This is a genomic window from Pantoea sp. B270 (assembly GCF_018726825.1).
Lineage (GTDB): Bacteria > Pseudomonadota > Gammaproteobacteria > Enterobacterales > Enterobacteriaceae > Pantoea > Pantoea dispersa.
In genome coordinates this window covers 3087998-3113815 of record NZ_JAHCSX010000001.1, presented here as the reverse complement: position 1 = coordinate 3113815, position 25818 = coordinate 3087998, and the positions used below count along the sequence as shown (strand labels likewise).

At 57.9% G+C, this 25818-nt stretch carries 24 protein-coding genes; 14 read left to right on the top strand and 10 right to left on the bottom strand.

What is annotated here, in order from left to right; genetic code table 11:
• Window positions 1-16: 16 nt before the first annotated feature.
• From murA to mlaF, 7 genes are all read right to left on the bottom strand, one after another.
• Window positions 17-1276: a UDP-N-acetylglucosamine 1-carboxyvinyltransferase gene (gene murA / locus KOL70_RS14765; RefSeq protein ID WP_021507731.1), complete on the bottom strand. Its 1260-nt coding sequence runs from the start codon at window positions 1274-1276 to the stop codon at window positions 17-19.
• Between the two features lie 46 nt (window positions 1277-1322).
• Entirely contained in the window at window positions 1323-1580 is a 258-nt protein-coding gene (gene ibaG, locus KOL70_RS14760; protein WP_007886637.1) for a BolA family iron metabolism protein IbaG, read from the bottom strand.
• 114 nt (window positions 1581-1694) lie between these two features.
• Window positions 1695-2000: a lipid asymmetry maintenance protein MlaB gene (gene mlaB / locus KOL70_RS14755; RefSeq protein WP_021507732.1), complete on the bottom strand. Its 306-nt coding sequence runs from the start codon at window positions 1998-2000 to the stop codon at window positions 1695-1697.
• Complete coding sequence (gene mlaC / locus KOL70_RS14750; RefSeq protein ID WP_021507733.1) at window positions 2000-2638, bottom strand: phospholipid-binding protein MlaC; 639 nt, start codon at window positions 2636-2638, stop codon at window positions 2000-2002. The genes mlaB and mlaC overlap by 1 nt, the downstream gene beginning before the upstream one ends.
• Before the next feature lie 19 nt (window positions 2639-2657).
• Complete coding sequence (gene mlaD / locus KOL70_RS14745; RefSeq protein ID WP_021507734.1) at window positions 2658-3200, bottom strand: outer membrane lipid asymmetry maintenance protein MlaD; 543 nt, start codon at window positions 3198-3200, stop codon at window positions 2658-2660.
• Between the two features lie 4 nt (window positions 3201-3204).
• On the bottom strand, window positions 3205-3987 hold the full coding sequence (gene mlaE / locus KOL70_RS14740; protein ID WP_104093950.1) for a lipid asymmetry maintenance ABC transporter permease subunit MlaE: 783 nt from the start codon (window positions 3985-3987) through the stop codon (window positions 3205-3207).
• Between the two features lie 4 nt (window positions 3988-3991).
• Window positions 3992-4807, bottom strand: a complete 816-nt coding sequence (mlaF, locus tag KOL70_RS14735) for a phospholipid ABC transporter ATP-binding protein MlaF (protein WP_021507736.1) — start codon at window positions 4805-4807, stop codon at window positions 3992-3994.
• A gap of 227 nt (window positions 4808-5034) precedes the next feature.
• On the opposite strand from mlaF, the gene KOL70_RS14730 reads away from it, so the two are divergent.
• From KOL70_RS14730 to npr, 11 genes are all read left to right on the top strand, one after another.
• Window positions 5035-6018, top strand: a complete 984-nt coding sequence (locus KOL70_RS14730; protein ID WP_021507737.1) for a calcium/sodium antiporter — start codon at window positions 5035-5037, stop codon at window positions 6016-6018.
• A gap of 12 nt (window positions 6019-6030) precedes the next feature.
• The gene (gene kdsD / locus KOL70_RS14725; protein WP_021507738.1) at window positions 6031-7011 is read left to right on the top strand and encodes an arabinose-5-phosphate isomerase KdsD; all 981 of its coding nucleotides are present in this window, start codon (window positions 6031-6033) and stop codon (window positions 7009-7011) included.
• Between the two features lie 13 nt (window positions 7012-7024).
• Window positions 7025-7591: a 3-deoxy-manno-octulosonate-8-phosphatase KdsC gene (kdsC, locus tag KOL70_RS14720; protein WP_058774894.1), complete on the top strand. Its 567-nt coding sequence runs from the start codon at window positions 7025-7027 to the stop codon at window positions 7589-7591.
• Window positions 7588-8160 carry an LPS export ABC transporter periplasmic protein LptC gene (gene lptC, locus KOL70_RS14715; protein WP_215480822.1) on the top strand — a complete coding sequence of 191 codons (573 nt, stop codon included), beginning with the start codon at window positions 7588-7590 and terminating at the stop codon, window positions 8158-8160. Before kdsC ends, lptC begins: the two co-directional genes overlap by 4 nt.
• Window positions 8135-8689, top strand: a complete 555-nt coding sequence (lptA, locus tag KOL70_RS14710) for a lipopolysaccharide ABC transporter substrate-binding protein LptA (protein WP_031279739.1) — start codon at window positions 8135-8137, stop codon at window positions 8687-8689. Before lptC ends, lptA begins: the two co-directional genes overlap by 26 nt.
• Before the next feature lie 5 nt (window positions 8690-8694).
• A complete protein-coding gene (lptB, locus tag KOL70_RS14705; protein WP_010618248.1) occupies window positions 8695-9420 on the top strand; it encodes an LPS export ABC transporter ATP-binding protein in 726 nt (241 codons plus the stop codon).
• A gap of 48 nt (window positions 9421-9468) precedes the next feature.
• On the top strand, window positions 9469-10902 hold the full coding sequence (rpoN, locus tag KOL70_RS14700; RefSeq protein ID WP_031279740.1) for an RNA polymerase factor sigma-54: 1434 nt from the start codon (window positions 9469-9471) through the stop codon (window positions 10900-10902).
• 21 nt (window positions 10903-10923) lie between these two features.
• Window positions 10924-11211 (top strand): ribosome hibernation promoting factor, encoded by a 288-nt coding sequence (gene hpf / locus KOL70_RS14695; RefSeq protein ID WP_010618250.1) that lies wholly within the window; start codon window positions 10924-10926, stop codon window positions 11209-11211.
• Window positions 11212-11377: 166 nt separating this feature from the next.
• Window positions 11378-11860 carry a PTS IIA-like nitrogen regulatory protein PtsN gene (ptsN, locus tag KOL70_RS14690; protein WP_031279741.1) on the top strand — a complete coding sequence of 161 codons (483 nt, stop codon included), beginning with the start codon at window positions 11378-11380 and terminating at the stop codon, window positions 11858-11860.
• A gap of 52 nt (window positions 11861-11912) precedes the next feature.
• Complete coding sequence (gene rapZ, locus KOL70_RS14685; RefSeq protein ID WP_021507744.1) at window positions 11913-12767, top strand: RNase adapter RapZ; 855 nt, start codon at window positions 11913-11915, stop codon at window positions 12765-12767.
• Window positions 12764-13036: a PTS phosphocarrier protein NPr gene (npr, locus tag KOL70_RS14680; protein WP_058759594.1), complete on the top strand. Its 273-nt coding sequence runs from the start codon at window positions 12764-12766 to the stop codon at window positions 13034-13036. The genes rapZ and npr overlap by 4 nt, the downstream gene beginning before the upstream one ends.
• 5 nt (window positions 13037-13041) lie before the next feature.
• Here npr and mtgA read toward each other — a convergent pair whose 3' ends face one another.
• The gene (mtgA, locus tag KOL70_RS14675) at window positions 13042-13764 is read right to left on the bottom strand and encodes a monofunctional biosynthetic peptidoglycan transglycosylase (protein ID WP_031279742.1); all 723 of its coding nucleotides are present in this window, start codon (window positions 13762-13764) and stop codon (window positions 13042-13044) included.
• Between the two features lie 306 nt (window positions 13765-14070).
• Here mtgA and KOL70_RS14670 point away from each other — a divergent pair, with 306 nt between their 5' ends.
• Window positions 14071-14415, top strand: a complete 345-nt coding sequence (locus KOL70_RS14670; protein ID WP_153001976.1) for a hypothetical protein — start codon at window positions 14071-14073, stop codon at window positions 14413-14415.
• 248 nt (window positions 14416-14663) lie between these two features.
• Here KOL70_RS14670 and arcB read toward each other — a convergent pair whose 3' ends face one another.
• Window positions 14664-16997 (bottom strand): aerobic respiration two-component sensor histidine kinase ArcB, encoded by a 2334-nt coding sequence (gene arcB / locus KOL70_RS14665; protein ID WP_021507748.1) that lies wholly within the window; start codon window positions 16995-16997, stop codon window positions 14664-14666.
• Between the two features lie 884 nt (window positions 16998-17881).
• On the opposite strand from arcB, the gene KOL70_RS14660 reads away from it, so the two are divergent.
• Together KOL70_RS14660 and KOL70_RS14655 are read left to right on the top strand one after the other, a co-directional pair.
• The gene (locus tag KOL70_RS14660; RefSeq protein ID WP_215480821.1) at window positions 17882-23413 is read left to right on the top strand and encodes a glutamate synthase-related protein; all 5532 of its coding nucleotides are present in this window, start codon (window positions 17882-17884) and stop codon (window positions 23411-23413) included.
• 53 nt (window positions 23414-23466) lie between these two features.
• Window positions 23467-25221 (top strand): sulfite reductase subunit alpha, encoded by a 1755-nt coding sequence (locus KOL70_RS14655; RefSeq protein ID WP_021507751.1) that lies wholly within the window; start codon window positions 23467-23469, stop codon window positions 25219-25221.
• Window positions 25222-25332: 111 nt separating this feature from the next.
• Here KOL70_RS14655 and sspB read toward each other — a convergent pair whose 3' ends face one another.
• The gene (gene sspB, locus KOL70_RS14650; RefSeq protein WP_021507752.1) at window positions 25333-25818 is read right to left on the bottom strand and encodes a ClpXP protease specificity-enhancing factor; all 486 of its coding nucleotides are present in this window, start codon (window positions 25816-25818) and stop codon (window positions 25333-25335) included.

Genomic DNA, 25818 nt, shown 5'->3' with positions numbered 1-25818 from the left:
CAATCAGGACAAAGGATTACTCGCCGCTGACGCGCTCAATGTTGGCGCCTAACGCTTTCAGCTTGTCTTCAATGTGCTCGTAGCCACGATCGATGTGGTAGATACGATCCACCAGCGTCGCACCTTCTGCAATGCAGCCTGCCAGTACCAGACTGGCTGACGCACGCAGATCGGTCGCCATCACCTGCGCGCCGGACAAGGTTTCGACACCGTGACAGATAGCGGTGTTGCTTTCGATTTCGGCGTGCGCACCCATACGAATCAGCTCCGGGATGTGCATGAAGCGGTTTTCGAAGATGGTCTCGGTAATCACGCCGGTGCCTTCAGCCACCAGGTTGAGCAGCGTAAACTGCGCCTGCATGTCGGTCGGGAAACCAGGGTGCGGTGCGGTACGGATGTTAACCGCTTTCGGACGCTTGCCGTGCATATCCAGGCTCACCCAGTCTTCACCGACTTCAATCTCCGCACCCGCATCACGCAGTTTCGCCAGCACGGCGTCCAGCGTGTCTGGCTGCGCATTGCGGCACACCACTTTGCCGCGCGAGATAGCGCCGGCCACGAGGAAGGTGCCGGTTTCGATACGGTCCGGCAGCACGCGATAGACGCCGCCGCCGAGGCGCTCAACGCCCTCGATGGTGATTTTGTCGGTGCCGGCGCCGCTGATTTTCGCGCCCAGCGTGTTAAGGAAGTTTGCCGTGTCGACAATCTCCGGTTCACGCGCCGCGTTTTCAATGATGGTGGTGCCCGTCGCCAGCGTTGCGGCGCTCATGATGGTCACGGTCGCGCCCACGCTGACCTTATCCATCACAATGTGCGCGCCCTTCAGGCGGCCATCCACAGAGGCTTTAACATAGCCCTCTTCCAGTTTGATCTCGGCACCCAGCTGCTCCAGGCCGGTAATGTGCAGATCGACCGGACGCGCACCAATCGCACAGCCGCCCGGCAGAGAAACCTGGCCCTGGCCAAAACGCGCCACCAGCGGCCCCAGCGCCCAGATGGAGGCACGCATGGTTTTCACCAGATCGTACGGCGCACTGAAGACATTAACTTCGCGCGCATCAACGTGGACCGAACCATTGCGTTCCACGCGCGCACCGAGCAGGCTCAGCAGCTTCATGGTGGTATCGATGTCACGCAGCTTCGGCACGTTCTGAATCTCTACCGGCTCTTCAGCCAGCAGCGCAGCAAACAGAATCGGCAGCGCAGCATTCTTCGCCCCGGAAATGGTCACTTCACCGCTTAAACGGGTGGGGCCTTGCACACGAAATTTGTCCATTAACACGGCTCTCAATTATCTATCAACAAAACAGCCAGAGTGGCGCTTAGAAACCGTTGAGTTTACGGTCGCGCGCCCACTCGGCTGGGGTATAAGTCTTGATGGACACCGCATGAATACGGTTATCCGCAATGTATTCCATCAGCGGCGCGTACACAGCCTGCTGTTTCTTTACGCGGCTCAGCTCGCCAAACATTTCGCCCACGGCAATGACCTGGAAATGGCTGCCATCGTTGCTGAGAACATGTACTTCTTCTAACGGCAGCGCCTGCATTAGCACGGCCTGAACTTCACTATTTTCCATCGCTCATTGCTTCACTTGATAATAATAAGGCGGATATCTTAGAGGAAAGCGCCTGACTCTTAAATACGCAAAAGCCCCTGAAAAAATCAGGGGCTTTGTCAGCAGCGCCGTTAATCAGGCGATTTGTTCCGCAGAAACAATAATCTGCTGCAGGTTGTACAGCTTGATTAACGAGTCGAGCTTATCGGTGATACCACTGAAAAGCGGCGTTGTGCCCTGCGCCCGCGCGATTTCGCGCAGATGCACCAGCAGCGCCAGCCCGGCAGAATCAACCCGATCCAGCGCCGCCACGTCAATCGTGGTGATACCGGCCATGGCGCTGTCACGCGCCTGCCACAGCGCCAGCAGCGTATCGCGGTCCAGTTTGCCGCTCAGGGCCAGCGTGCTGGCAGTGCGCTGCCAGCGTAACGGTTCGCTCATTATTGCTGCTTGTCCAGGGTGATAGGCTGCGCGGCATAGGTTTTCAGCTGCGCAGTCAGGCCGTCGATGCCTTTGGTGCGCAGCAGATCGCTCCACTCATTCTGTTTGGTGGTGATCATGCTGATGCCTTCGGCAATCATGTCATAAGCCTGCCAGTTGCCGGTCTGGCTGTTCTTGCGCCACTGGAAATCAAGGCGCACCGGCGGACGACCGTTGGGATCGATGATGGTGACGCGAATCGCCACGATATTGGCATCGCCAATCGGCTGCTCAGGCTGAATCTGGTAAGTCTGGCCGTGGTACAACGCCAGCGCCTGACCATAAGCCTGCGCCAGATAATCCCCAAACGCGGCAAAGTAGGCGTCGCGCTGCGCCGGCGTGGCTTCGCGGTAGTAACGGCCCAGTACCAGCGCCCCCGCGTATTTAATCTGCACGTACGGCAGCAGCTCCTGGCGCACGATTTCGCGCAGGTAATTCGGATCCTGCTTAATCTTCGGCTGTTCGTTCTTCAGGCGGGTAAAGGTCTTCTCCGCCGCTTCGTTCATCATCTTGTACGGATTGCTCTGGTTGGCGTCCGCTGCGTTTGCCGCCAGCGGCGCGATGGCCAGCAGGGCCACCATCAGGAAACGTTTTAACATCGTGTTGTACCTCTCTGGGTTATTCCGTTGTAGCAGGTGCTGCCGGGGCGCTCGCGCTGGCGGCGCCCGACGATTTCTCATTGTCCTTGTTGTCGCCGCTCTTGTAGAGGAACTGGCCGATCAGGTCTTCCAGCACCAGCGCCGATTTGGTATCCCGCAGCGTGCCGCCATCTTTCAGCATCGCCGAGCCAAGCTCCGGATCGTCAAAACCTAAGTTGAGCGCGAGGAACTGCTCACCCAGCAGACCCTGGGTGCGAATCGCCAGCGAGCTGGTGTCAGGAATTTTATTGGCATACTGTTCGCTGATGTCCATGGTGACGCGCGGCGACAGCGTTTTGTCATCCAGTGAAATGTCAGTGACGCGGCCAATCACCACGCCGCCAATTTTCACCGGTGAGCTGACTTTCAGGCCGCCGATATTATCGAAGGTGGCGTACAGCTTCCACGTTGGCTCAGTACCCAGCGATTTAAGATCGGCGACGCGCAGGCTGAGGAACAGCAGCGCCAGCAGCGCAGCCAGCATAAACACGCCAACCCAGATTTCGTTTTTTTTGCTTTGCATTGCATTAATTCCCAAACATCAGTGCCGTCAGCACAAAATCCAGTCCAAGCACCGCCAGCGAAGCATGGACTACGGTACGCGTCGTCGCGCGACTGATCCCTTCCGAAGTCGGGACAGCGTCATACCCATTGAACAGCGCGATCCAGGTCACCGTGATGGCAAACACCGCGCTCTTGATCAGGCAGTTGATCACATCGGTACGAAAATCCACCGCGTTCTGCATCGCCGACCAGAAAAAGCCCGGGTCGATGCCTTTCCAGGCCACCCCGACCAGCGCGCCACCGGCAATGCCCACCGCAGTAAAGATCAGCGCCAGCAGCGGCATACTGATAAAGCCGGCCCAGAAGCGCGGCGACACTACGCGGCGCAGCGGATCGACCGCCATCATCTCCATGCTGGAGAGCTGCTCGGTGGCTTTCATCAGGCCAATTTCCGCAGTGAGCGCCGAACCGGCGCGCCCGGCAAACAGCAGCGCGGTGACCACCGGCCCCAGTTCGCGCAGCAGCGACAGCGCCACCAGCATACCCAGGCTGGTTTCCGCGCTGTAAGTGGTGAGTACCAGATAGCCCTGCAGCCCCAGCACCATGCCAATGAACAGGCCGGAGACCACAATGATCAGCAATGACAGCACGCCCACGCTGTACAGCTGCTTCACCAGCAGCGGCGCATGCTTACGAAACGCCGGTTTACCCACCAGCGCATGGAAGAGCATTAAGCCCGCCCGGCCAAAGGCCGCACAGGTGTTAATTCCCTGACGCCCAAATGACGCCAGTGCCTGTAACCACATCAGTTTAGCTTCTCCCTGTGCGGGTCAGATCGCTGAGGTAATCCCCGGCAGCGAAGCGGAACGGCACCGGACCATCCGCATGACCCTCAATAAACTGGCGCACGCGCGGATCGGGATTCTCCCTCAGCTGCGGCGCACTACCCTGAGCAATAATCTTTTGCCCGGCAACAATATAGGCATGGTCGGCAATGCTCAAGACCTCCGGCACGTCGTGTGAAACCACAATGCAGGTGACGCCCAGCGAATGGTTGAGCTCATCGATCAGCTTGACCAGCACGCCCATGGTAATGGGATCCTGGCCGACAAAGGGTTCGTCGAACATGATCAGCTCCGGCTCCAGCGCAATTGCACGCGCCAGCGCCGCCCGGCGCGCCATGCCGCCGGAGAGTTCGGCCGGCATCAGCTGGGCTGCGCCGCGCAGTCCCACAGCTTCCAGCTTCATCATCACCGTGCTGTGCAGTAATTCCGCTGGCAGCCGGGTGTGTTCGCGCAACGGCCAGGCAACGTTTTCATAAACGTTAAGGTCGGTGAACAGCGCACCGGACTGGAACAGCATGCTCATTTTTTTACGCACGTCGTACAGCTTACGGCGCGACAGCGTCGGAATATTCTGGTCACGAAACCAGATCTCACCTTTGTCCGGCTGCAACTGCCCGCCAATCAGGCGCAGCAGGGTGGTTTTACCGATGCCGGAAGGGCCCATAATCGCCGTGACTTTGCCCGCCGGAACGGTCAGCGAAATGTCGTCGAAGATGGTGCGATTGCCGCGCGTAAAACTGACGCCACGAACCTCAACCAGATTCGTTTGCTGCTGGATCATCATTACCTCTTTAAACGGATCGGGCGTAATTAACGTGGTGGATGGTAGCCTGGTAAACCACAATGCACGATAGTTTTACAGAAACTTACCCGTCCGGTGTGGCGAAAACGGCCTTAAAATTTACTTTTGCCTCTCAGACAGTCAAAATCAGCGCCTGATTCCGCACGCGCACTGCTTTTACCTGTCGGACAAGGTTTGCCGGCACCGTTATCCATCAAGGATTTTTCATGTTCGTAGCCACTGCCCTGCTGTTTATCGGATTGATTTTACTGGCTTACGGAGCTGACCGCCTGGTGTTCAGCGCCGCGATCCTGTGTCGATCCCTTGGCATTCCCCCGTTGATCATTGGCATGACGGTGGTGAGCATTGGCACTTCACTGCCGGAACTGATCGTCTCGTTCTCTGCCGCGCAGCATGGTCAGATGGATTTAGCCGTGGGTACCGCGCTGGGCTCGAACATCACCAATATTCTGCTGATCCTTGGTGGCGCTGCGCTGCTGCACCCTTTAACCGTACACTCCAATCTGATTCGCCGCGAACTCCCTCTGCTGCTGCTGGTCTCACTGCTCAGCGGCATCATGCTGTTTGATAACCAGCTCAGCCGGCTGGATGGCGTAGCACTGCTGCTGCTGGCGCTGGGTTATCTGCTGGTGGCGATCCGCATCGCCCGGCGGGCCGAGCGCGATAATAATGACACCCTGACGCGTGAACAACTGGCGGAGCTGCCACGCGACGAAAGCGGCAACACGGTGGCGTTTCTCTGGCTGGCGGTGGCGCTGATTATTCTGCCGATGTCGACGCGCATGGTGATCGACAACGCCACGGTGTTTGCGGATTACTTCGGCGTTAGCGAACTGGTGATGGGACTGACGCTGATTGCTGTCGGTACCAGTCTGCCGGAACTGGCCACGGTGCTGGCCGGCGCGCTGAAAGGCGAAGACGATATCGCCATCGGCAACCTGATTGGCGCCAATATCTTCAATCTGGCGATTGTGCTGGGCCTGCCGGCGCTGGTGCATCCCGGCGCGATCGATGCGCACGCCTTTGCGCGGGATTACTGGATTATGCTGGGCGTCAGCGTGCTGTTCGCCCTGCTGTGCCTGCTGCGCAAGCGCCGCATCGGCCGCATAGCGGGCACGCTGCTGTTAGGTGGATTTATCGTGTGGGTGCTGTGGCTGTGGCTCAGCCCCACGCTTATCGCAAGCTATTAAGGATGACTGACCATGTCACATCAGCAACCGGATTTCGACTTCCAGCAGGCAGGTAAAGCGGTACTGCGCATTGAACGCGAAGGGCTGGAACAGCTCGATCAGTATATCAACGCCGACTTCAGCCGCGCCTGCGAAATGATCTTTGCCTGCCGTGGCAAAGTGGTGGTGATGGGCATGGGCAAATCCGGCCATATCGGCAAGAAGATGGCCGCCACCTTCGCCAGCACCGGCACGCCGGCGTTCTTCGTCCACCCGGGCGAAGCCAGCCACGGCGATCTCGGCATGGTCAGCACCAATGATGTGGTGATCGCCATCTCGAACAGCGGCGAGTCGGGCGAAATCCTCGCGCTGATCCCGGTGCTCAAACGGCAGAAAGTGCAGCTGATTTGCCTGACCAGCCGTCCGGAGAGCGCCATGGGCCGGGCTGCCGATGTGCATTTATGCGTGAAAGTACCGCAGGAAGCCTGTCCGCTCGGGCTGGCACCGACCTCCAGCACCACCGCCACGCTGGTGATGGGCGATGCGCTGGCGGTGGCGCTGCTGGAAGCGCGCGGCTTCACGCAGGAAGATTTCGCGCTGTCGCACCCGGGCGGCGCGCTGGGGCGCAAACTGCTGCTGCACGTCAGCGACATTATGCACAGCGGCGATGAAATTCCCCACGTCACCCGTGACGCCTCACTGCGCGACGCGCTGCTGGAAATCACGCGCAAAAACCTCGGCCTGACGGTGATTGTCGACGACCTGATGAAAATCGAAGGGATTTTCACGGACGGTGACCTGCGCCGCATCTTCGATATGGGCATCGATTTCCAGTCGGCCCGCATCCAGGATGTGATGACGCGCGGCGGGATTCGCGTGCGCCCTAACCTGCTGGCGGTGGACGCGCTTAATCTGATGCAAAACAAAAACATCACTGCGCTGCTGGTGGCCGATGACGATCGCCTGCTCGGTGTGGTACATATGCATGACATGCTGCGCGCTGGCGTGGTCTGAACGGGAAACAACAATGAGTGCTGAAACCACGATGGTCAACACCTGCTACGGCCCGGTGAGCGCCGACGTGATGGCGCGGGCGGCCAACATCCGCCTGCTGATTTGCGATGTCGACGGCGTGATGTCCGACGGCCTGATTTACATGGGCAACAGCGGTGAAGAGCTAAAGGCCTTTAACGTGCGCGACGGTTACGGCGTGCGCTGCCTGCTGACCTCGGACATCGAAGTGGCTATTATTACCGGCCGCCGCGCTAAACTGCTGGAAGATCGCTGTAAAACGCTCGGCATTACGCATCTTTACCAGGGACAGTCGGATAAGCTTTTGGCCTGGCGCGAACTCCTGGATAAACTGTCACTATCGGCAGACCAGGTCGCGTATATTGGTGACGACCTGATCGACTGGCCGGTAATGGCACAGGCGGGTCTGAGCGTGGCCGTCGCCGATGCGCATCCGGTGTTACTGCCGCGCGCGCATTACGTGACGCGCATTGCTGGCGGTCGCGGTGCAGTACGTGAGCTATGCGACCTGATTTTGCTGGCGCAGAACAAATTTGAGGATGCCAAAGGGCAATCAGTATGAGTAAAAGCAGGCGTTGGATAACGCTGATTCTGGCGCTGATCGCCCTGGTGCTGATCGGCTGGAATCTTACCAACCAGGACGACAGCGCCACGCCGGTGGCGACCAACGATCAGGCGCCGACCTACACCAGTGCCAACTCCAGCACCGTGGTGTATAACCCGACGGGTGCGCTGGCCTATAAGCTGGTCTCGGATAAAGTGACCTACTTTTCGGCCGAAGAAGTGAGCTGGTTCGATAATCCGGTGATGATCACTTACGACGAAAACAAAGTGCCCACGTGGTCGGTTCGTGCTGACAAGGCAAAGCTGACGAAAGATCGTATGCTGTATCTTTATGGCCACGTTGAAGTACACACATTGACGCAGGATTCCCAGCTTGAGCGCATCATCACGGATAATGCTCAGGTTAATCTGGTCAGCCAGGATGTGACCTCTGACGATCAGGTCACCCTATTTGGCCGCAGTTTTAACTCCACTGGCATGAAGATGCGCGGCAACCTACGGACAAAGAATGCCGAGCTGCTTGAAAAGGTCAAAACCTCCTATGAAATTCAAAATGAACAAAAATAGCCTTAAGTTGCTGCTGGTGAGTGCGCTGCTGGCAACCAGCCTGCCGGCGCTGGCGTTAACGGGCGATTCGGACAAGCCGGTTAACATCGACTCGGTGAACCAGGCGCTCGATTTGCAGGGTAACGTCGCCACCTTTACCGGCAACGTGATCGTGACCCAGGGCACCATCAAAATTACCGCCGATAAAGTGGTGGTAACGCGTCCGGGCGGCGACAGCAACAAAACCATCGTTGATGCCTACGGCAATCCGGCTACCTTTTATCAGATGCAGGACAACGGCAAACCGGTGCAGGGTCACGCCGCCAAACTGCACTATGAGCTGGCCAATGATTTCGTCGAGCTGACCGGCAACGCCTTTATCGAGCAGCAGGACAGCAACATCAAAGGCGATCGCATCACCTATCTGGTGAAAGAGCAGAAAATGCAGGCCTATAGTCAGGGCCAGAGCAAGCGCGTCACCACCGTGCTGGTGCCGTCGCAGCTGCAGGATAAAAACGGTTCGTCTGCGAGCCCCAAAAAGAGTAACTGATCGCTATGGCCACATTAGTCGCTGAAAACCTGGCGAAAGCCTACAAAGGCCGTCGCGTAGTAGAAGATGTCAGCCTGCAGGTGAAATCCGGCGAGATTGTCGGCCTGCTGGGCCCCAACGGGGCCGGTAAAACCACCACCTTCTATATGGTGGTCGGCATCGTGCCGCGTGATGCCGGCCGCATCATCATTGATGAAGAAGATATCAGTATTCTGCCGCTGCATGCGCGCGCGCGGCGCGGCATCGGTTATCTGCCGCAGGAAGCGTCGATCTTTCGCCGTCTGAGCGTCTACGACAACCTGATGGCGGTACTGCAGGTGCGTGACGACCTGACGGAAGAGCAGCGTCAGGATCGCGCCAATGAGCTGATGGACGAGTTCCACATCGGTCATCTGCGCGACAGCATGGGCCAGGCGCTGTCGGGCGGTGAACGTCGCCGCGTCGAGATTGCCCGTGCGCTGGCCGCCAATCCAAAGTTTATCCTGCTGGATGAACCTTTTGCCGGCGTTGACCCCATCTCCGTTATCGATATCAAAAAGATCATCGAACACCTGCGTGACAGCGGCCTCGGCGTGCTGATCACCGACCACAACGTGCGTGAAACGCTCGCGGTGTGTGAGCGCGCATATATCGTCAGCCAGGGCCATCTGATTGCCCACGGCACGCCAGATGAAATTCTTGCAGATGAGCAGGTTAAGCGGGTTTATTTGGGCGAAGAGTTCAGACTCTGATAAGGTGTCGGCATACCCGACATTTGCTTAGGAAATTCTAGCCGGATTATGAAGCAAGGTTTGCAACTCAGGCTCAGCCAACAGCTGGCGATGACCCCCCAGTTGCAGCAGGCAATCCGCTTGCTGCAACTCTCTACGCTTGAACTCCAGCAGGAACTGCAACTGGCGCTGGAAAGCAATCCGCTGCTTGAACAAACCGATCTGCACGATGAAGTCGATGCCCGCGAATTTCAGGAGAACGAGGCGTTAGATACCCGTGAGGCACTCGAACAGAAAGAGATGCCGGAAGAGCTGCCGCTCGATGCCACCTGGGACGAGATCTACACGGCCGGCACGCCCTCCGGTACCGGCACCGATTACCAGGACGACGAGCTGCCGGTGTATCAGGGTGAAACCACGCAGTCGCTGCAGGACTATCTGATGTGGCAGGTGGAACTGACGCCGTTCACCGACACCGACCGCGCCATCGCTACCTCCATCGTCGATGCCATCGACGATACCGGTTATCTCACCGTCAGCTTACAGGACATTTGTGACAGTATTGGTGACGAAGAGCTGACGCTGGAAGAGGTGGAAGCGGTGCTGAAGCGCGTACAGCGTTTCGATCCGGTGGGCGTCGGCGCACGCGATCTGCGTGACTGCCTGCTGGTACAGCTGTCGCAGTATGCGGCCGATATGCCGATGCTGAACGAAGCACGGCTGATTGTCAGCGAGCACCTCGACCTGCTGGCTAACCACGATTTCCGCAGCCTGATGCGCGTGACGCGGCTGAAGGAAGAGGTGCTGAAGGAAGCGATGCTGCTGATTCAGTCGCTCGATCCGCGCCCCGGGCAGTCCATTAATACCAGCGAGCCCGAGTACGTGATTCCCGATGTGCTGGTGCGCAAGACTGGCACACGCTGGACGGTGGAGCTGAACGCTGACAGCCTGCCGCGCCTGAAGATTAATCAGCATTACGCCGCGATGGGCGGTTCTGCGCGTAATGACAGTGACAGTCAGTTTATTCGCAGCAACTTACAGGAAGCCCGCTGGCTGATTAAGAGCCTGGAGAGCCGCAACGACACGCTGCTGAAAGTGACGCGCTGTATTGTCGAACAGCAGCAGGCGTTTTTTGAACAGGGTGAAGAGTATATGCGTCCGATGGTACTGGCGGATATCGCCCAGGCCGTGGATATGCATGAATCCACCATTTCCCGCGTCACCACGCAAAAGTATTTGCACAGCCCGCGTGGCATTTTTGAACTGAAGTATTTTTTCTCCAGTCACGTCAGCACCGAAGGCGGTGGCGAAGCCTCGTCGACGGCGATCCGTGCACTGGTGAAAAAATTAATCTCCGCGGAAAATCCCGCAAAACCCTTGAGCGACAGCAAACTGACCTCCATGTTATCTGAACAGGGCATCATGGTGGCGCGACGTACGGTTGCTAAGTATCGCGAGTCTTTATCTATACCGCCATCAAACCAGCGCAAGCAGCTGGTTTGACCGAAACAAGAAGGAAGACCTATGCAGCTAAACCTTACCGGACTGAATGTTGAGATAACCGACCCACTGCGCGAATTTGTAAATAACAAATTTGCCAAACTGGAACACTATTTTGATCGTATCAATCAGGTTTATATTGTTCTGAAAGTGGAGAAGGTGACGCAGATTGCGGAAGCAACCCTGCACGTCAACGGCGGGGAGCTGCACGCCACATCGGAAGCGGAAGACATGTACGCGGCCATCGACGGGTTAATTGACAAGCTGGCCCGTCAGCTGACCAAACACAAAGACAAACTGAAAAAACACTAACCTTCACGCTTGCAGAGTGCTGACGGGTTCAGCACTCAGAGGAGAAATGGGGCGGGTCACCGCCCCGTTTTGTCATCTGCGCAAGCGCCTGCAGTCACCTGCCCTGCCCGTTCGCGGTGTCCCGGTACGTGCCTTACGGCTATGTGAACACGCAAGTGAAACGATGATGAACAACGATCTGACACTGGAATTGAGCGCGGTCCTTTCGCTGGACTGCACCCGCAGCGGCGTACACTGCCAGAGTAAAAAGCGCGCGCTGGAAATTATCAGCGAGCTGGCCGCTAAGCAGCTCAATCTGCCGCACCAGACGCTTTTTGAAGCCATCCTGACCCGTGAACGCATGGGCAGTACCGGTATTGGTAATGGCATCGCCATCCCGCACGGCAAGCTGGAGGAGGATACGCTGCGCGCCGTTGGCGTGTTTATCAGCCTCGACCAGCCTATCGCCTTTGACGCCGTCGACAACCAGCCGGTTGACCTGCTGTTTGCCCTGCTGGTGCCCGCAGACCAGTGCAAAACCCATCTGCACACCCTGTCGCTGGTGGCGAAACGCCTGGCGGATAAAACCGTCTGCCGCCGTTTGCGCGCGGCACAGAGCGATGAAGAGCTCTACGCCATCATTACAGAAGCTCAGGAAGATCACGCTTAAGCGACAGACACTTTTACCGGCCTGCGTGCCGGTTTAACACGGGAGAAATGTGATGGTGCTGATGATCGTTAGCGGTCGGTCAGGCTCAGGAAAATCAGTCGCGCTGCGCGCCCTTGAGGATATGGGCTTCTACTGTGTCGATAACCTGCCGGTGGTGCTGCTGCCGGAGCTGGCGAACACCTTAACCGAGCGCAATATCTCAGCGGCGGTCAGCATTGACGTGCGCAACATGCCGGAATCACCGGAGGTGTTTGAGCAGGCACTGAACAATCTGCCGGAAGCGTTCTCGCCACAGCTGCTGTTTCTGGACGCCGATCGCAACACGCTGATCCGCCGCTACAGCGACACGCGCCGCCTGCATCCGCTCTCCAGCAAAAATCTCTCGCTGGAAAGCGCCATTGATGAGGAGAACGATCTGCTTGAGCCGCTGCGCTCGCGTGCCGATCTGATCATCGATACCTCAGAGATGTCGGTACATGAGCTGGCAGAAATGCTGCGCACGCGCCTGCTGGGCAAGCGTGAGCGTGAACTCACCATGGTGTTTGAATCCTTCGGCTTCAAGCACGGCATCCCGATCGACGCTGATTACGTGTTTGACGTGCGTTTTCTGCCCAACCCACACTGGGATCCGAAACTGCGTCCGATGACCGGGCTCGATCGTCCGGTGGCGGCCTTCCTCGATCGTCACACCGAAGTGCACAACTTTATCTACCAGACACGCAGCTATCTCGAGCTGTGGCTGCCGATGCTGGAAACCAATAACCGCAGCTATCTGACGGTGGCGATTGGCTGTACCGGCGGTAAGCACCGTTCGGTCTACATTGCCGAACAGCTGGCAGACTATTTCCGTTCGCGCGGTAAAAATGTGCAGTCCCGTCATCGCACCCTGGAAAAACGCAAATCATGACCGTGAAGCAAACCGTTGAGATTCGAAATAAGCTGGGTATGCATGCGCGCCCGGCGATGAAGCTGTTTGAGCTGGTGCAGAGTTTTGATGCGGAAGTGCTGCTGCGTAACGAGGCCGGTACCGAAGCCGAAGCCAGCAGCGTGATTGCGCTACTGATGCTCGACTCCGCTAAAGGCGGTCATATCGAAATCGAGGCCAGTGGCCCGCAGGAAACCCAGGCGCTGGCCGCGGTCATTGAGCTGTTTGAAGCCGGTTTTGACGAAGATTAACCGCGTCAGTGCAGCTGGTAACGGTTGAGGAAGCCCTCGCCGCCCAGCTGGCGCATCTGGCGCATAATCCACTGCTGGCGCTGACGAATGTAGCCGGAAGGCGCATCCGCGCGGAAGCGAATCGGATTCGGCAGCACCGCCGCCAGCAAAGCGGCTTCCGCCATGCTCAGCCGACTGGCAGGCTTGTGGAAATAGCGCTGCGATGCCTCTTCCACACCAAACACCCCGTTCCCGAATTCCGCAATATTCAGGTAGACTGTCAGAATGCGGCGTTTGGTCCAAACCGTTTCCAGCCCCACTGTCAGCCCGGCCTCCAGCCCTTTGCGCACCCAACTGCGGCCATCCCACAAGAACAGATTCTTCGCCGTCTGCTGAGACAGCGTTGAAGCGCCGCGCATCCGTTCGCTGCCGTCATTGTCCAGCACCTGCTGAATGGCATGCACGTCAAAGCCCCAGTGCTCGGGGAATTTTTGATCTTCCGAGGCGATCACCGCCAGCGCCATCCACGGTGAAATCTCATCCATTCCCACCCAGTCTGAATGCGCGACATAATCGAAGCGTCCGCTGAACCACGCGCCAAGCTGCCGCTCCACCATTACCGCCGAAAACGGCACCGGCAAAAATGCGAACAGCACGATGCCGGCCAGCCACAGACCCAGCCATGCCAGAAGCACCCTGCCAGCCAGCCGCTTCAGGCGCTGGACCATCTTCCCTTTACTCTTACTCATGCAATCGTCTCTTACCGGTTCCCTGGATTAATCAATTACTCAGGTCATGATTTCAAATAGCGGTGATGCAAGCCGGAATTTTATCTCTGCGGCATCGCGACCACCAGCCAAACTCATTGCGCGGGCAACCATCGTTCCTCTATTAGAGCCAGTCGCATCAAGCACTTCCGGCAAAAAGGAATCGGTTCCATGCAGAAAAATCGCGCAGCGCGCACGGGCATAAATACTTAACCGATTGTGATACCGCTCACGTTAAACCTTTCACGATGTTTAACTATCATCTTTAGTAGTCAGTGAAGATGTTCATTGACAACCGAGACCATTCTGAAAAACACGGCGCAAATAGCGACAATTACGCTTCAGACCAGGGCGCAACCTGTAAAACGTTTTACCGCCCATCCGGTTTACGCTAACCGTTCAATGCCCGAACTGGAACTTTCAGCCGGGGGTTTCCAAAACGTTTTGGATAACCGCGGCAAAATCTGGTTATTCATTATTAGAATCAATAACATGAGCATAAAAACGGCCGTTGCGCTGCGCTTTTTGCCGTTTCCCTTCGCTGCGCAGCGCTTTCCGGACCGCGACTGTGGGAAAACCAGGCAAAAAACCGAACATTTGCTCAAAAATAGTGCAATACGCCAAAGAAATTGATTCCTTGCTTGACTGTGTCAGCAAATTAATGTTTTCTGTATTTAAACGCTGCTCAACATCACACAATTTAATGAATCTTGTCACAAGCTGTGGCGAATTTGCTAAGGTGATTTTGAAGCGTTAACCAATACCACGCTGTTGCTTTTGTATTCGATTTCTAATAATAGCAGCAGCGCCCATTTCCCTGGTGTTGGCGCAGTATTCGCGCACCCCGGTTTCGACTGGGGTCATTTTTTTTCTGGCCCGCGCTATTTTTCCCGCTCCGCAACCCAGTTCCGTAATACTTCAACGTCGTGCCGCCACTCGTGCTTCAGCTCGTCAACCCACTCCTGCACGTTATCCCACCAGGCCGGCAATTCCGGTGACTGAATCTGTTTCGCCAGTTTCTGCAGATGCAGCAGGCCGACCGAGCCCGCCGCGCCTTTGATCTTGTGCCCCTCTTCGGCGATGCCCTTCTGGTCACGCGCCATCATATTGGAGTCCAGCACCTCAAGATAACCCGGCATCATCTGCTCGAACATCGTCAGGCTTTGGGTGATCAGCCCCGGACCAACCAGCTCGATATACTGCTCCAGCATGTCGACATCCAGCAGCGTGCGTGACTGTTCCGCGTCGGCGTCACTCACCACCGCTTCCGCTTCAGCCTGGTAATCCCAGAATTTCTTGATCATCGCGGTCAGCGCTGGCACCGCCAGCGGTTTGCTCAGCACATCGTCCATGCCGGCATCGAGATACTCTTTTTTATCCTTCAGCACGTTGGCAGTCAGCGCGACCAGCGGCGGCAGCGTCACGCCGGCATGCTGCTGATGAATGGCGCGCGACACATCGAGGCCAGTCATGTCCGGCAGCTGGATATCCAGCAGCACCAGGTCGAACTCCTGCGGATCGAACATCGCCAGCGCCTCACCGCCGGTCATCGCCACCTCCACGCTGCAACCCAGCTTCTCCAGTACCGAGCGCGCCACAATCACGTTGAGTTCAATATCTTCTACCAGCAGCACGTGCAGCGCCGGCAACGGCATGCTGTCGTCCTGACCCTCATCTTCCACTTCATCCGCCACGCGCGGCGCGTGAATTTCCACGGTAAAGCACGAGCCCTGACCCGGTGCGCTGCTGACGGTAATATCGCCGCCCATCGCCTGCGCCAGCCGGCGTGACACCGCCAGGCCAATCCCGGTGCCGGTGGCCGGTTTACCGCCGTGCTGATCTTTCACCTGGTAATACATGGCGAAGATTTTGTCCTGCTCTTCCTGCGGAATGCCCATCCCGGAGTCCTGCACCTCAAAGTGCAGCGTTTCGTCCTGGCGATAGGCGACGCGCACCACGATTTCGCCCTGCCGCGTAAACTTCACGGCATTGCCAATCAGGTTCCACAGAATCTGGCGCAGGCGCGTGCCGTCGGCGGAGATTTTGTGCGGCAGCGGCAATTCCGGTGCCATGACGAACTTCAGCCCTTTCGGCTGCGCCAGCAGGCCGGAGAGGTTTTCCAGGTCGGCGAGGAAGCCGGTGAAATCCAGCGGCTGGTTATCCAGCTGCACTTTGCGCCGCTCAATCTTGTCGACTTCAATCACATCATTAAAGATGTTGCCGAGGGTGATGGCTGAGACGTGAATGGTTTTCAGGTACTTCAGCTGCTCCTGATTGAGATCGGTATCCAGCAGGATGCGGCTCAACCCGACGATGCCGTTAAGCGGCGTACGCAGCTCGTGGCTGATGGTGGAGATAAAGGTGGTCTTTTCACGGCTGGCGTTCTCCAGCGCGTCCTGATAGCGCTTACGCTCGGTAATATCGCGTCCGAAGCCCATCAGGCCGCTGCGCTTACCGACGCGGTCGTAATACGGCACTTTGCGGATTTCAAAGCAGGCTTTGCGCCCGTCCGGATACTGTAGCCACTGTTCATAGGTGAGCGACACATTGTGGCGAAACACCTTCTCATCGGTCTCCAGCACTTTGGTGGCGGCATCTTCGTCATAAATGTCGCGCGGCGTCAGGCCAATCAGCTGCTTCTCGCTCAGGCCGGTGAGCAGTTCCATGGCGCGGTTACAGCCGGAGAACTGTTTGTCGATGTTGCGATAGAACACCAGGTCGGGCGAGGCATCGAGGAACGAACGCAGGAAGGAAGATTGCTGCTCCAGCTCAATCTGCGCCTGCTCACGCCGCGTCATCTCTTCGCGCAGCTTATCCATCACCTGTTCGCGCGCCTGCTCTGCTTTAATACGGTCGCTGATTTCCTGGTTCAGCTGGCTGATGGTCTCTTTCATCTGCTGATTCAGTTCAAGGTCGCGCGTGCGCATCTCCTCCAGCTTGTCCACCAGCTTCGACAGCCGCTGGCGCGACTCCTCCAGCTGATCGACCACCACGGAGAGAAAGTAAACCGCCCACGGGGTAATCAGCAGGCCAAAAAACACCGAACGCACGACGTCGATACTTTCAACGTGGCCACGCAGCACCATGGTGACCGCCATCTGCACCACCATTGCCAGCACCACCAGCGCCGAAGCCAGCAGCAGCGAAAACCGCACCAGCCCGAGCTTGACCATTAAATCCACGTAGTACTGTGCTAAAAGACGAATCTGTTTCATTACGCGCTCCCTGAACGAATCTGGCTCATCATAGCGTAATTATCTGCGCGCTGCGCCGCCGCACGCGCCGTGCGGACTGACTTTACGCCCTGTTATGGTGCAGCAGTGCGACGTTTCGCCGACGTTCCCGCCTTTATGCCTAAAGCGCTTGACTAATTCTGCTAACTGAATAATCTGGAGGGCCGCGCTTTTGCGGGGCCCGGTGCCGCGTGCCCGGCGCATCCGCTTTCTGCAGCCATCCCTCCTGATGGTTGCCTTCCGTTATTGCATATCCATTCAGCTTAAGTGCTGTTTTAATCACACCCTGGTTAATTAATTTTACTAATGGCAACCGCGTTTTGATTCAAATGTTCCGCCATAAGAAAAACAGATACATGCTGTGCACGAAACGGCCCAAACAGAATTTTGTGCTGGCATCCCCACATTCAACAGCATGGTCTGGAAATATGAGGCCGATCACACAGTGAGACGGCTCACACTTCATAAGGGAATCAGAAAGGTCAGATTGACATATATTTACGTAATAAAAACATAATAATCATACAGTTAAATCGCAAAAAGACTGATTAACCGTAATAAAGCTGGCTATTTGACCTGAGTTCGCTTTCCCGATAAGTTGGAATTCCGCTGGATGCTTTCCAGTCGGGACTGTGTCTCGGCATATCTATGCAGCAAGAAGACTCCCTCTGGATGCAAGTTATCTCCCTTAGAGACCGGATTTTATGGACAGCCAATCAAGGACGTGAATCAGTGCCTTGATTGTCGTTGTCCGGTGTTGCGACGTCCGCGTAAAAGCGCGCGAAAACAAATTGATACAGCACGCAGCAGCGCTCTGTGCCTGAAATAATGCAGGTAATGTCTAAAGCAGTTTAAGGAGACCCTCAATGTCCACTCAACAACCTAACCCCTGGGGTTTGTATGATCCATCAGCAGGAAGCGACAGCTGTGGTGTAGGTTTTATTACCCGCAAGGACGGCGAGCAGACCCATGAAATCCTGCAGATGGCGCATAGCGCCCTGTGCACGGTACCGCACCGTGGCGGGATGTCTGCAGAGGGTGTGGGCGATGGCGCGGGCGTTAACGTTGACCTCTCCCTGAACTTCTTCCGTAAGCTGACCGGTCAGGCGCTGGAAGCGGGCCGCTTTGGCGTGGGCAACTTCTTTGTGCCAAAAGATGCGGCGCTGCGCGCGAACGCAGAGCGTCTGGTTGAAGAGACGCTGGCCGCTTACAACTTCCCGGTGCTGCTGAAGCGTGATATGCCGCTGGACAACAGCGTCACGCGCCCGGCCGCACAGCAGTTCCAGCTGCCGATCGTGCAGTGGGTGTTTGCCGCACCGCAGGACGTTACCGAGCAGAGCGACTTCGAGCGCCACATTTACCGTGCGCTGCTGGACATCGAAGCACGCGCCTTTACCGAAAGCGAATTCGGCGGCCTTTATCCGCTGTCGCTGTCGTCGCGCACTCAGGTGTTCAAAGCCCGCCTGAACTCCAATGAAGTGATTCCCTACTTCAAAGATCTGACCGATCCCGATCATCAGGTGCGCGGACTGTTTTTCCATACCCGTTTCTCCACCAATACCGATCCGCATACCACGATGGCGCAGCCGTTCCGCCTGATGGCGCACAACGGTGAGCTGAACACGGACCGGAAAAACCGCATCGCGGAAGCGGCACTGATGCTGGCGCGCGGCAAAAAGATCGTGCGGCCAAAAGGCCAGTCTGACAGTTCGCGTCTCGATCAGAGCATCCACAGCCGTCTGATGGAAGATAACCTCGATCTGATCAACGCCGTGGTTTCAATGATGCCGCCGGCCTGGGAAAACGACACCTCGCTGTCGGCTGAAGTGCGCGCCATGCTGGAATACTTCTCGCTGTATGAAGAGAAGAACGACGGCCCCGCCGCGCTGATCTTCGGTAACGGCGAAGTGATTGGCGCACGGCTGGACCGTCTTGGTCTGCGTCCGCTGCGCTCCGTAGAAACCGCTGAATACATCGGTGCGATGTCAGAAGCCGGCCAGATCGCCTTCCCACCGGAAAGCGTGCTGCGCCGTGGCCGTATCGAAGCTGGCGGCATGCTCTATTACGATCACAAAGAGAAACGCTCTTACACCACCGTGCAGGCGCTGGAAAAGCTGGCGGCGGAAAAAGATTATCTCTCCCTGGTGCAGGCGGCACGCGTTGAACTGCAGCAGCTGCCGGAAGTGCCGGCAGAGAAACTCGGCTCGCCGCTGCGCTATCGCGGCGACCTGAAAACCTATCAGCGCTTTGTCGCTTACTACTACAACCAGGAAAGCTTCAAATTCATGATGGACCCGATGCTGCAAACCGGCGCTGAGAAGATCTCGGCAATGGGTTACGGCAACGCCATCAACGGCCTGTCCGACCACGAAGGCGGCATGGCGCACTACTTCTCGCAGCGCTTCGCCCAGGTGACCAACCCGCCGCTCGACTCGATTCGTGAAGCGGACGGCATGACGCTGCGTGTGGCCCTGGGTGCCAAACCGCACCTCGGCCGCAGCAAAGGCCAGCAGATCATCGTGCCAAGCCCGATCCTGACGCACCTCGACATGCTGCGTCTGCGTGAGCAGAAAGTGGCGCCGTATGCGCGCTTCGAGATGCTGTATGAGCCGGTAATCGGTAAAGACATCGTCAGCCGCGCCGCCAACGCTAAAGCGCTTGAAAATGCCATTGATAATCTGGCGCAGCAGGTAGTGGATTTTGCCCGTCAGCAGGGTGGCATCGCGGTCATCACCGATCGCCACATCTCGTCGACCCATGCTGCCATTCCGATGCTGCTGATGGTGTCTGCCATTAACCAGCGTCTGGTGCAGGAAGGTCTGCGTCTGGATGTGTCGCTGGTGGTTGAAAGCGGCCAGAGCATCTCCTCACACCATATCGCCGCCACGCTCGGCTTCGGCGCCTCTGCCGTGTATCCGCTGGGCGTACAGATGCGTGCAGAAGAGAAGTTTGGCGAAGGTGAAGAAGGCAACAAAGCGTTCAAACGCTATGCCAAAGCGGCAGAAAAAGCGCTGATGAAAACCATGGGCAAAGTGGGCCTGTGTACCGTTGAGAGCTACAGCTGCGGTGAGTTCTTCGAGCCGAACTTCCTCGATACCGAAGATCCGGTGCTGAAGAAATATTTCCCGAATATCAAAACCCCGGTGGGCGGCGCGGGCTTCCCGGCCATCGCGCAGATGGCGGTGGACTGGCACCAGAGCGCACTGAAAATTCAGGGCGAAGCCGAAGTGCCACTGCTGGGTCTGTTCAAAGAACGTTCTGAGGGTGCGGGCCACTCGTATGGCACCATCGCGGTACGTACCTTTATTGATATGACAGAGCAGCCGATTCGTTTCGCCGACAAAGCGCGCGAAGAGGACAACTTTATCCGTCTGATGACGCTGGCCAGGCTGGACAACGCGTTTAGCATCAAAGCCGAGTCGTTTAAAGACAGCAGCTTCGAGCGCATCCCGAATGCGGTGATCGACAGCTTTGCTATCACGCCGGATTACCGTCAGTTCTCCAGCCTGATGCACGCCGAGCGTAAGCGTCGGCCGGCGGCGCTGCGCGACATCCTCGCGCTGCCGTGCGATCTGACCCACGTGGACAGCGAAGCCGAATTTGGCCGCAAGCTGGGCCGCTACTCGCTGGTCAACAACGGCTTCGCCATTCGCGGCCTGCGCTGCGAAGCGGTGAACGGCAGCCTCAACCAGTTTGAGCTGCGTCTGATTGATGCCATTGCCGGCCTGAAACCGGAGAGCGAGCGTCTGGCCGCGCTGTCACGCGCGCTGAAAACCCGCTTTAACGATGAGATCGAAAGCAGCAGCATCACTGAAGGCGTGTTGTACATTACCGCTTACGGTCAGGCAGCAGACTATCTGGCAAAAATCTTTACCGCGCTGCCCTCGCTGCCGCTGGAAGAGGTCCAGCCGGCGCACGAAATCACCCGTACCTTCGCCTCAGGCGCCATGAGCCACGGCGCGCTGGTCGCGCCGGCGCACGAAGCGGTGGCGCACGGCACCAATATGGTGGGCGGAATGAGTAACTGTGGTGAAGGTGGCGAACACTATTCACGTCACGGCACCATTCGCGCATCGCGCATCAAACAGCTGGCGTCCGGTCGTTTCGGCGTGTGGGCGGCTTATCTGGCCGACCCGATGCTGGAAGAGCTGGAGATCAAAATCGGCCAGGGCGCTAAACCGGGCGAAGGCGGTCAGCTGCCAGCACCGAAAGTGACGGTGGAGATTGCGGCCGCGCGTGGCGGTACGCCGGGCGTTGAGCTGGTATCACCGCCGCCGCATCACGATACTTATTCTATCGAGGATTTGGCGCAGCTGATCCACGACTGTAAAGCGGCGCGCGTGCGCGTTATCGTCAAACTGGTGTCGTCTGAAGGCATCGGTACTATCGCAGTCGGCGTGGCAAAAGCCGGCGCAGACGTCATCAACGTCGCCGGTAACACCGGCGGCACCGGCGCGGCGTCGGTCACCAGCCTGAAATACACCGGGCGCGTGGCAGAAATCGGTATCGCCGAAGTACACCAGGCGCTGTGCGCTAACGGGCTGCGTGACAAAGTGCAGCTGCGCTGCTCCGGCGCACAGCAGACCGGCAGCGACGTGATCAAATCAGCGCTGCTCGGCGGCGACAGCTTCGAGTTCGGCACCACCGCGCTGATGATGCTGAAATGCGTGATGGCGAAAAACTGTAACGTCAAATGCCCGGCTGGCCTCACCACTAACGCTGAAGCCTTCGATGGCGATCCGCGTCAGCTGGCGCAGTACTTCATCAACGTGGCGCAGGAAGTGCGTGAGTTCCTCGCACGCCTCGGTCTGCGTTCGCTGCGTGAAGCGCGCGGCCGCTCTGACCTGCTGCACCTGATGGATCATCCGCTGGAAGTGGGCAAACTCGATCTGCGCGCCATGCTAACTGTGGTGCCGGAGCAGAAGATCGCTCAGCCGGTGTATCTGGAAAAAGATTTCGAGCTGGACGATGGCTGGGCAGACGAGCTGAAAGCGCAGCTGGTTGATGCTGCCCGCCGCGAGATTACGCTGGGTAACGGCGTAACGCTGAACAACCGTAACAAGAGCGTTGGCGGTCAGCTGGCGATCGATATTGAGCGCATGCTGAACCACGAGCTGTCGGCGCAGCAGCTGGCCGCGCTGCCGGCGGTACTGCAGGATGACCGTGGCCGGAAATATCTGGCACCGCGCACAGTGCAGATTGATACCCGCGGGTCAGCCGGTCAGTCATTTGGCGCGTTCTGCAACGACGGCATGCAGATGAAGCATTACGGCACCTGTAACGATGGCGTCGGTAAAGGTCAGTGTGGCGGCGAACTGGTGGTGATGTCACCGGGCGGCGGCGCACAGGACAGCGACGGCAACGTGCTGATCGGTAACTTTGCGCTGTTCGGCGCGACCGGCGGTCGTCTGTTTGTTCAGGGCCAGGCCGGTGACCGTTTCGCCGTGCGTAACTCAGGCGCCACCGCGGTGGTGGAAGGCGTCGGCGACTTCTGCTGTGAATACATGACCAACGGCGCGATTCTTAACCTCGGCACCTTTGGTAAAGGTTTCGGTAACGGCATGAGCGGCGGCTTCGCCTATCAGTACGATCCGTACCGTTCCCTGGCCGCGCACGCCGCCGGTGATTCGGTGCTGTTCGGCTCCATCGCTGACGAAGACGAAATGGCGCAGGTGCACAAGCAGGCAGTGCTGACCATGCTGCACTGGCACCTCGAAGCCACCCAGTCGCCGCGCGCGGCGTGGCTGCTGGAGCACTGGGAAACCGAGTGTCAGCACTTCGTTTACGTGATGCCACGCTCGCTGCTGCTGTACCAGGACGGCGGCGAGATCCTGAAAGCGAAAACGCGTAAGGATTTACTGGAAGAGCTGTCCACGTCGCTGGCCGCGCATCAGGTTGCCAAGTTCAAATCAGCCTGGCGTGCGGGCAAAACCATCGCCGACGGTGCGGTACCGGCCTACGGCGCGACCGATACGCAGGAGATGTTTGTTCTGCTGAATAACTACACCGTTCTGAGCTTCGCGCAGCAGCTGGCGCTGGGCAAACTGCCGAAAGGCACAGCGGTGGAAGACGCGGCAGTCGAGAAAGCGGTTCGCAACCTGCTGATGACCGAAGATTTCGCGCTGGTCAGCAAGCTGCAGCGTCATGCCCGTGCGGCCATTGAGAACTACAGCGATGATGAGCTGGCAAGCCTGATCGCCGCCAAGCGTATGTCGGATTACAAAGCCGCGCTGACGCAGCGCAACATTCGCTCCATGGACAGCCTGGCAACCTATGGCTGGATCATTTATCAGGACGCCTGCAACCGTGAGGTGCTGGGCCATCTACCTGATTTTGAAGAGCTGTTTGCACGCGCCGCACTGCCAGAGATTGCCGCCGCGGTCGGGAAACTCTCCTGATTGCGCTGCGAAAGAAGATTGATGACGATAAAACGGTTTGAGTACTGATATCCATGAAGATTCCTTACATTCCTGAAGACGCGCCGTTTAACGGCGAACAGAAATACTGGCTGGCGGGGTTTCTCGCCGGTCTCCACTCGCGCCTGCTGGTATTAGAAGACAAGCAGACCGCACCGGCAGCGGGCGCCAGCGCCACCACCCAGCTGCATATTCTGTTTGGTTCCCAGACCGGTAACGCCGAAGCGCTGGCGCAGACCGCAGCCAAAGCGGCGCGCGCTAAAGGCCTGGTGCCGGTAGTGCAGGCGCTGGGTGAAGTGGATCTGGATGTGTTCGCCACCATGCGTCATGTACTGATCGTCACCTCCACCTACGGCGAAGGCGAAATGCCAGACAACGCACAGCTGTTCTGGCAGGCCATCTCAGCCAGCACCGCGCCGCGTCTGGAGCAGATGCACTTTGCCGTGCTGGCAATCGGCGATACCGGCTACGACGGTTTCTGCCAGGCCGGTAAGTTCATTGATATGCGCCTGGAGCAGTTGGGGGCGAAACGCGTAGTGGATCGCATCGACTGCGACATCGATTACGAAGAGCCTTCCAGCGAGTGGATTGGCAGCGCCATGCCACAGTTTGCCGCCAGCGCGGGCAGCAGCGGCACGGTGCTGGAGAGCGCGCCGGAAGCGCCGGTAATCCCAGGCAGCAACAAGCAAAACCCATACGCGGCGGCGCTGGTGACCAATAAGCGTCTGTCAGGCGAGCAGTCCGCCAAAGATATCCGTCACTTCGAATTTGACCTGAGCGACAGCGGCCTGAAATACGAAGCCGGTGATGCGCTGGGCGTGATCCCGGTGAACGATGCCGGGCTGGTGAGCCTGCTGCTGAGCGAACTGAAAGCCGACTACGAAACCCCGGTGCCGGGCTTTGACCGTAACCTCGGCGATCTGCTGACCTATCAGTTCGAGATTTCTGAGCCGTCGCGCAAGCTGATTGAGTGGGTCGGACAGCACACAACCAACCAGGAGCTGCTGCACGTGCTGCAGCACGACGATAAAGACACTCTGGCCAACTGGCTGTGGGGCAAAGATACGCTGGATCTGCTGCAGCTCGAGCTGAAGCGCAGCCTGTCGGTGCCGGAGCTGGTGGCGATGCTGCGTCCGCTGCAGCACCGTGCTTACTCCATTTCGTCCAGCTCGAAGGCGCACCCTAACCAGGTGCATCTGACCATCGCTTCCGTGCGCTATCACAGCGGTGGCCGCGAGCGTAAAGGCGTGTGCTCAACCTATCTGGCTGAACGCGTGCGTCGCGGAGAGAAGCCGGCGATCTTTATTTCGCCGAACAAAGCGTTCCGCGTGCCGGCGAACAATAACGCCCCGCTGATCATGGTCGGTCCGGGTACCGGCATCGCGCCGTTCCGCGCCTTCCTGCAGGAGCGTCAGGCGACCGGTGCTGAAGGTAAAAACTGGCTGTTCTTCGGCGACCAGCATCAGGAACATGATTACATTTACGCGGATGAGCTGGCGGGCTGGCAGCAGAGCGGTCTGCTGACGCATCTCGACCTGGCCTTCTCCCGCGATCAGGAAGAGAAGATTTACGTGCAGAACCGCATGCTGGAGAAAGGCGCTGAGCTGTACGCCTGGCTGCAGGAAGGCGCCTACTTCTATGTCTGTGGCGATGCCTCACGCATGGCGAAGGATGTCGATGCCGCGCTGTATGAAGTGGTGCGTCAGTTCGGTGGTCTTTCCAGCGAACGTGCCGCAGCCTATATCGATCAGCTGAAGAAAGATAAGCGTTATCTGCGCGACGTTTATTAAGATCGGTACAAAGGGAGCGCTACGCTCCCTTTGGTCTGCCGCGCGCTAAGCCGCGCTGCGACACAGGCATAAAAAAACGGGCTAATCAGCCCGTTTTTTATTTTCCGCGATTTACTTCACTACGCGCAGTGAAGGACGTCCACCGCGCGGCGGCGGTTCGTCATCCGGTGAAGAGTCGTCATCCGTCGCATCGTCCGGACGGTCACCATCAATCACCGACATCAGCGTCTCTTCCTGGCCGCCTTCCTGCTCGTCGCCGGACAGCTCATAAGCCGGCTCCGGTTCGAACATGGTGCCGGCGCCGTTTTCGCGCGCGTAAATCGCCAGCACCGCAGCCATCGGCACGGATACCTGGCGCGGCACGCCGCCGAAACGCGCATTGAAGCGCACCTGATCGTTGGCAAGCTCAAGGTTACCCACCGCGCGCGGTGCGATGTTCAGGACAATCTGTCCGTCACGAGCGTACTCCAGCGGCACCTGTACGCCAGGCAGATTGATATCCACCACCAGATGCGGCGTCAGCTGGTTGTCGAGCAGCCATTCATAAAAGGCCCGCAGCAGATAGGGACGGCGGGCAGTAAGTTGCGACATTTCCAT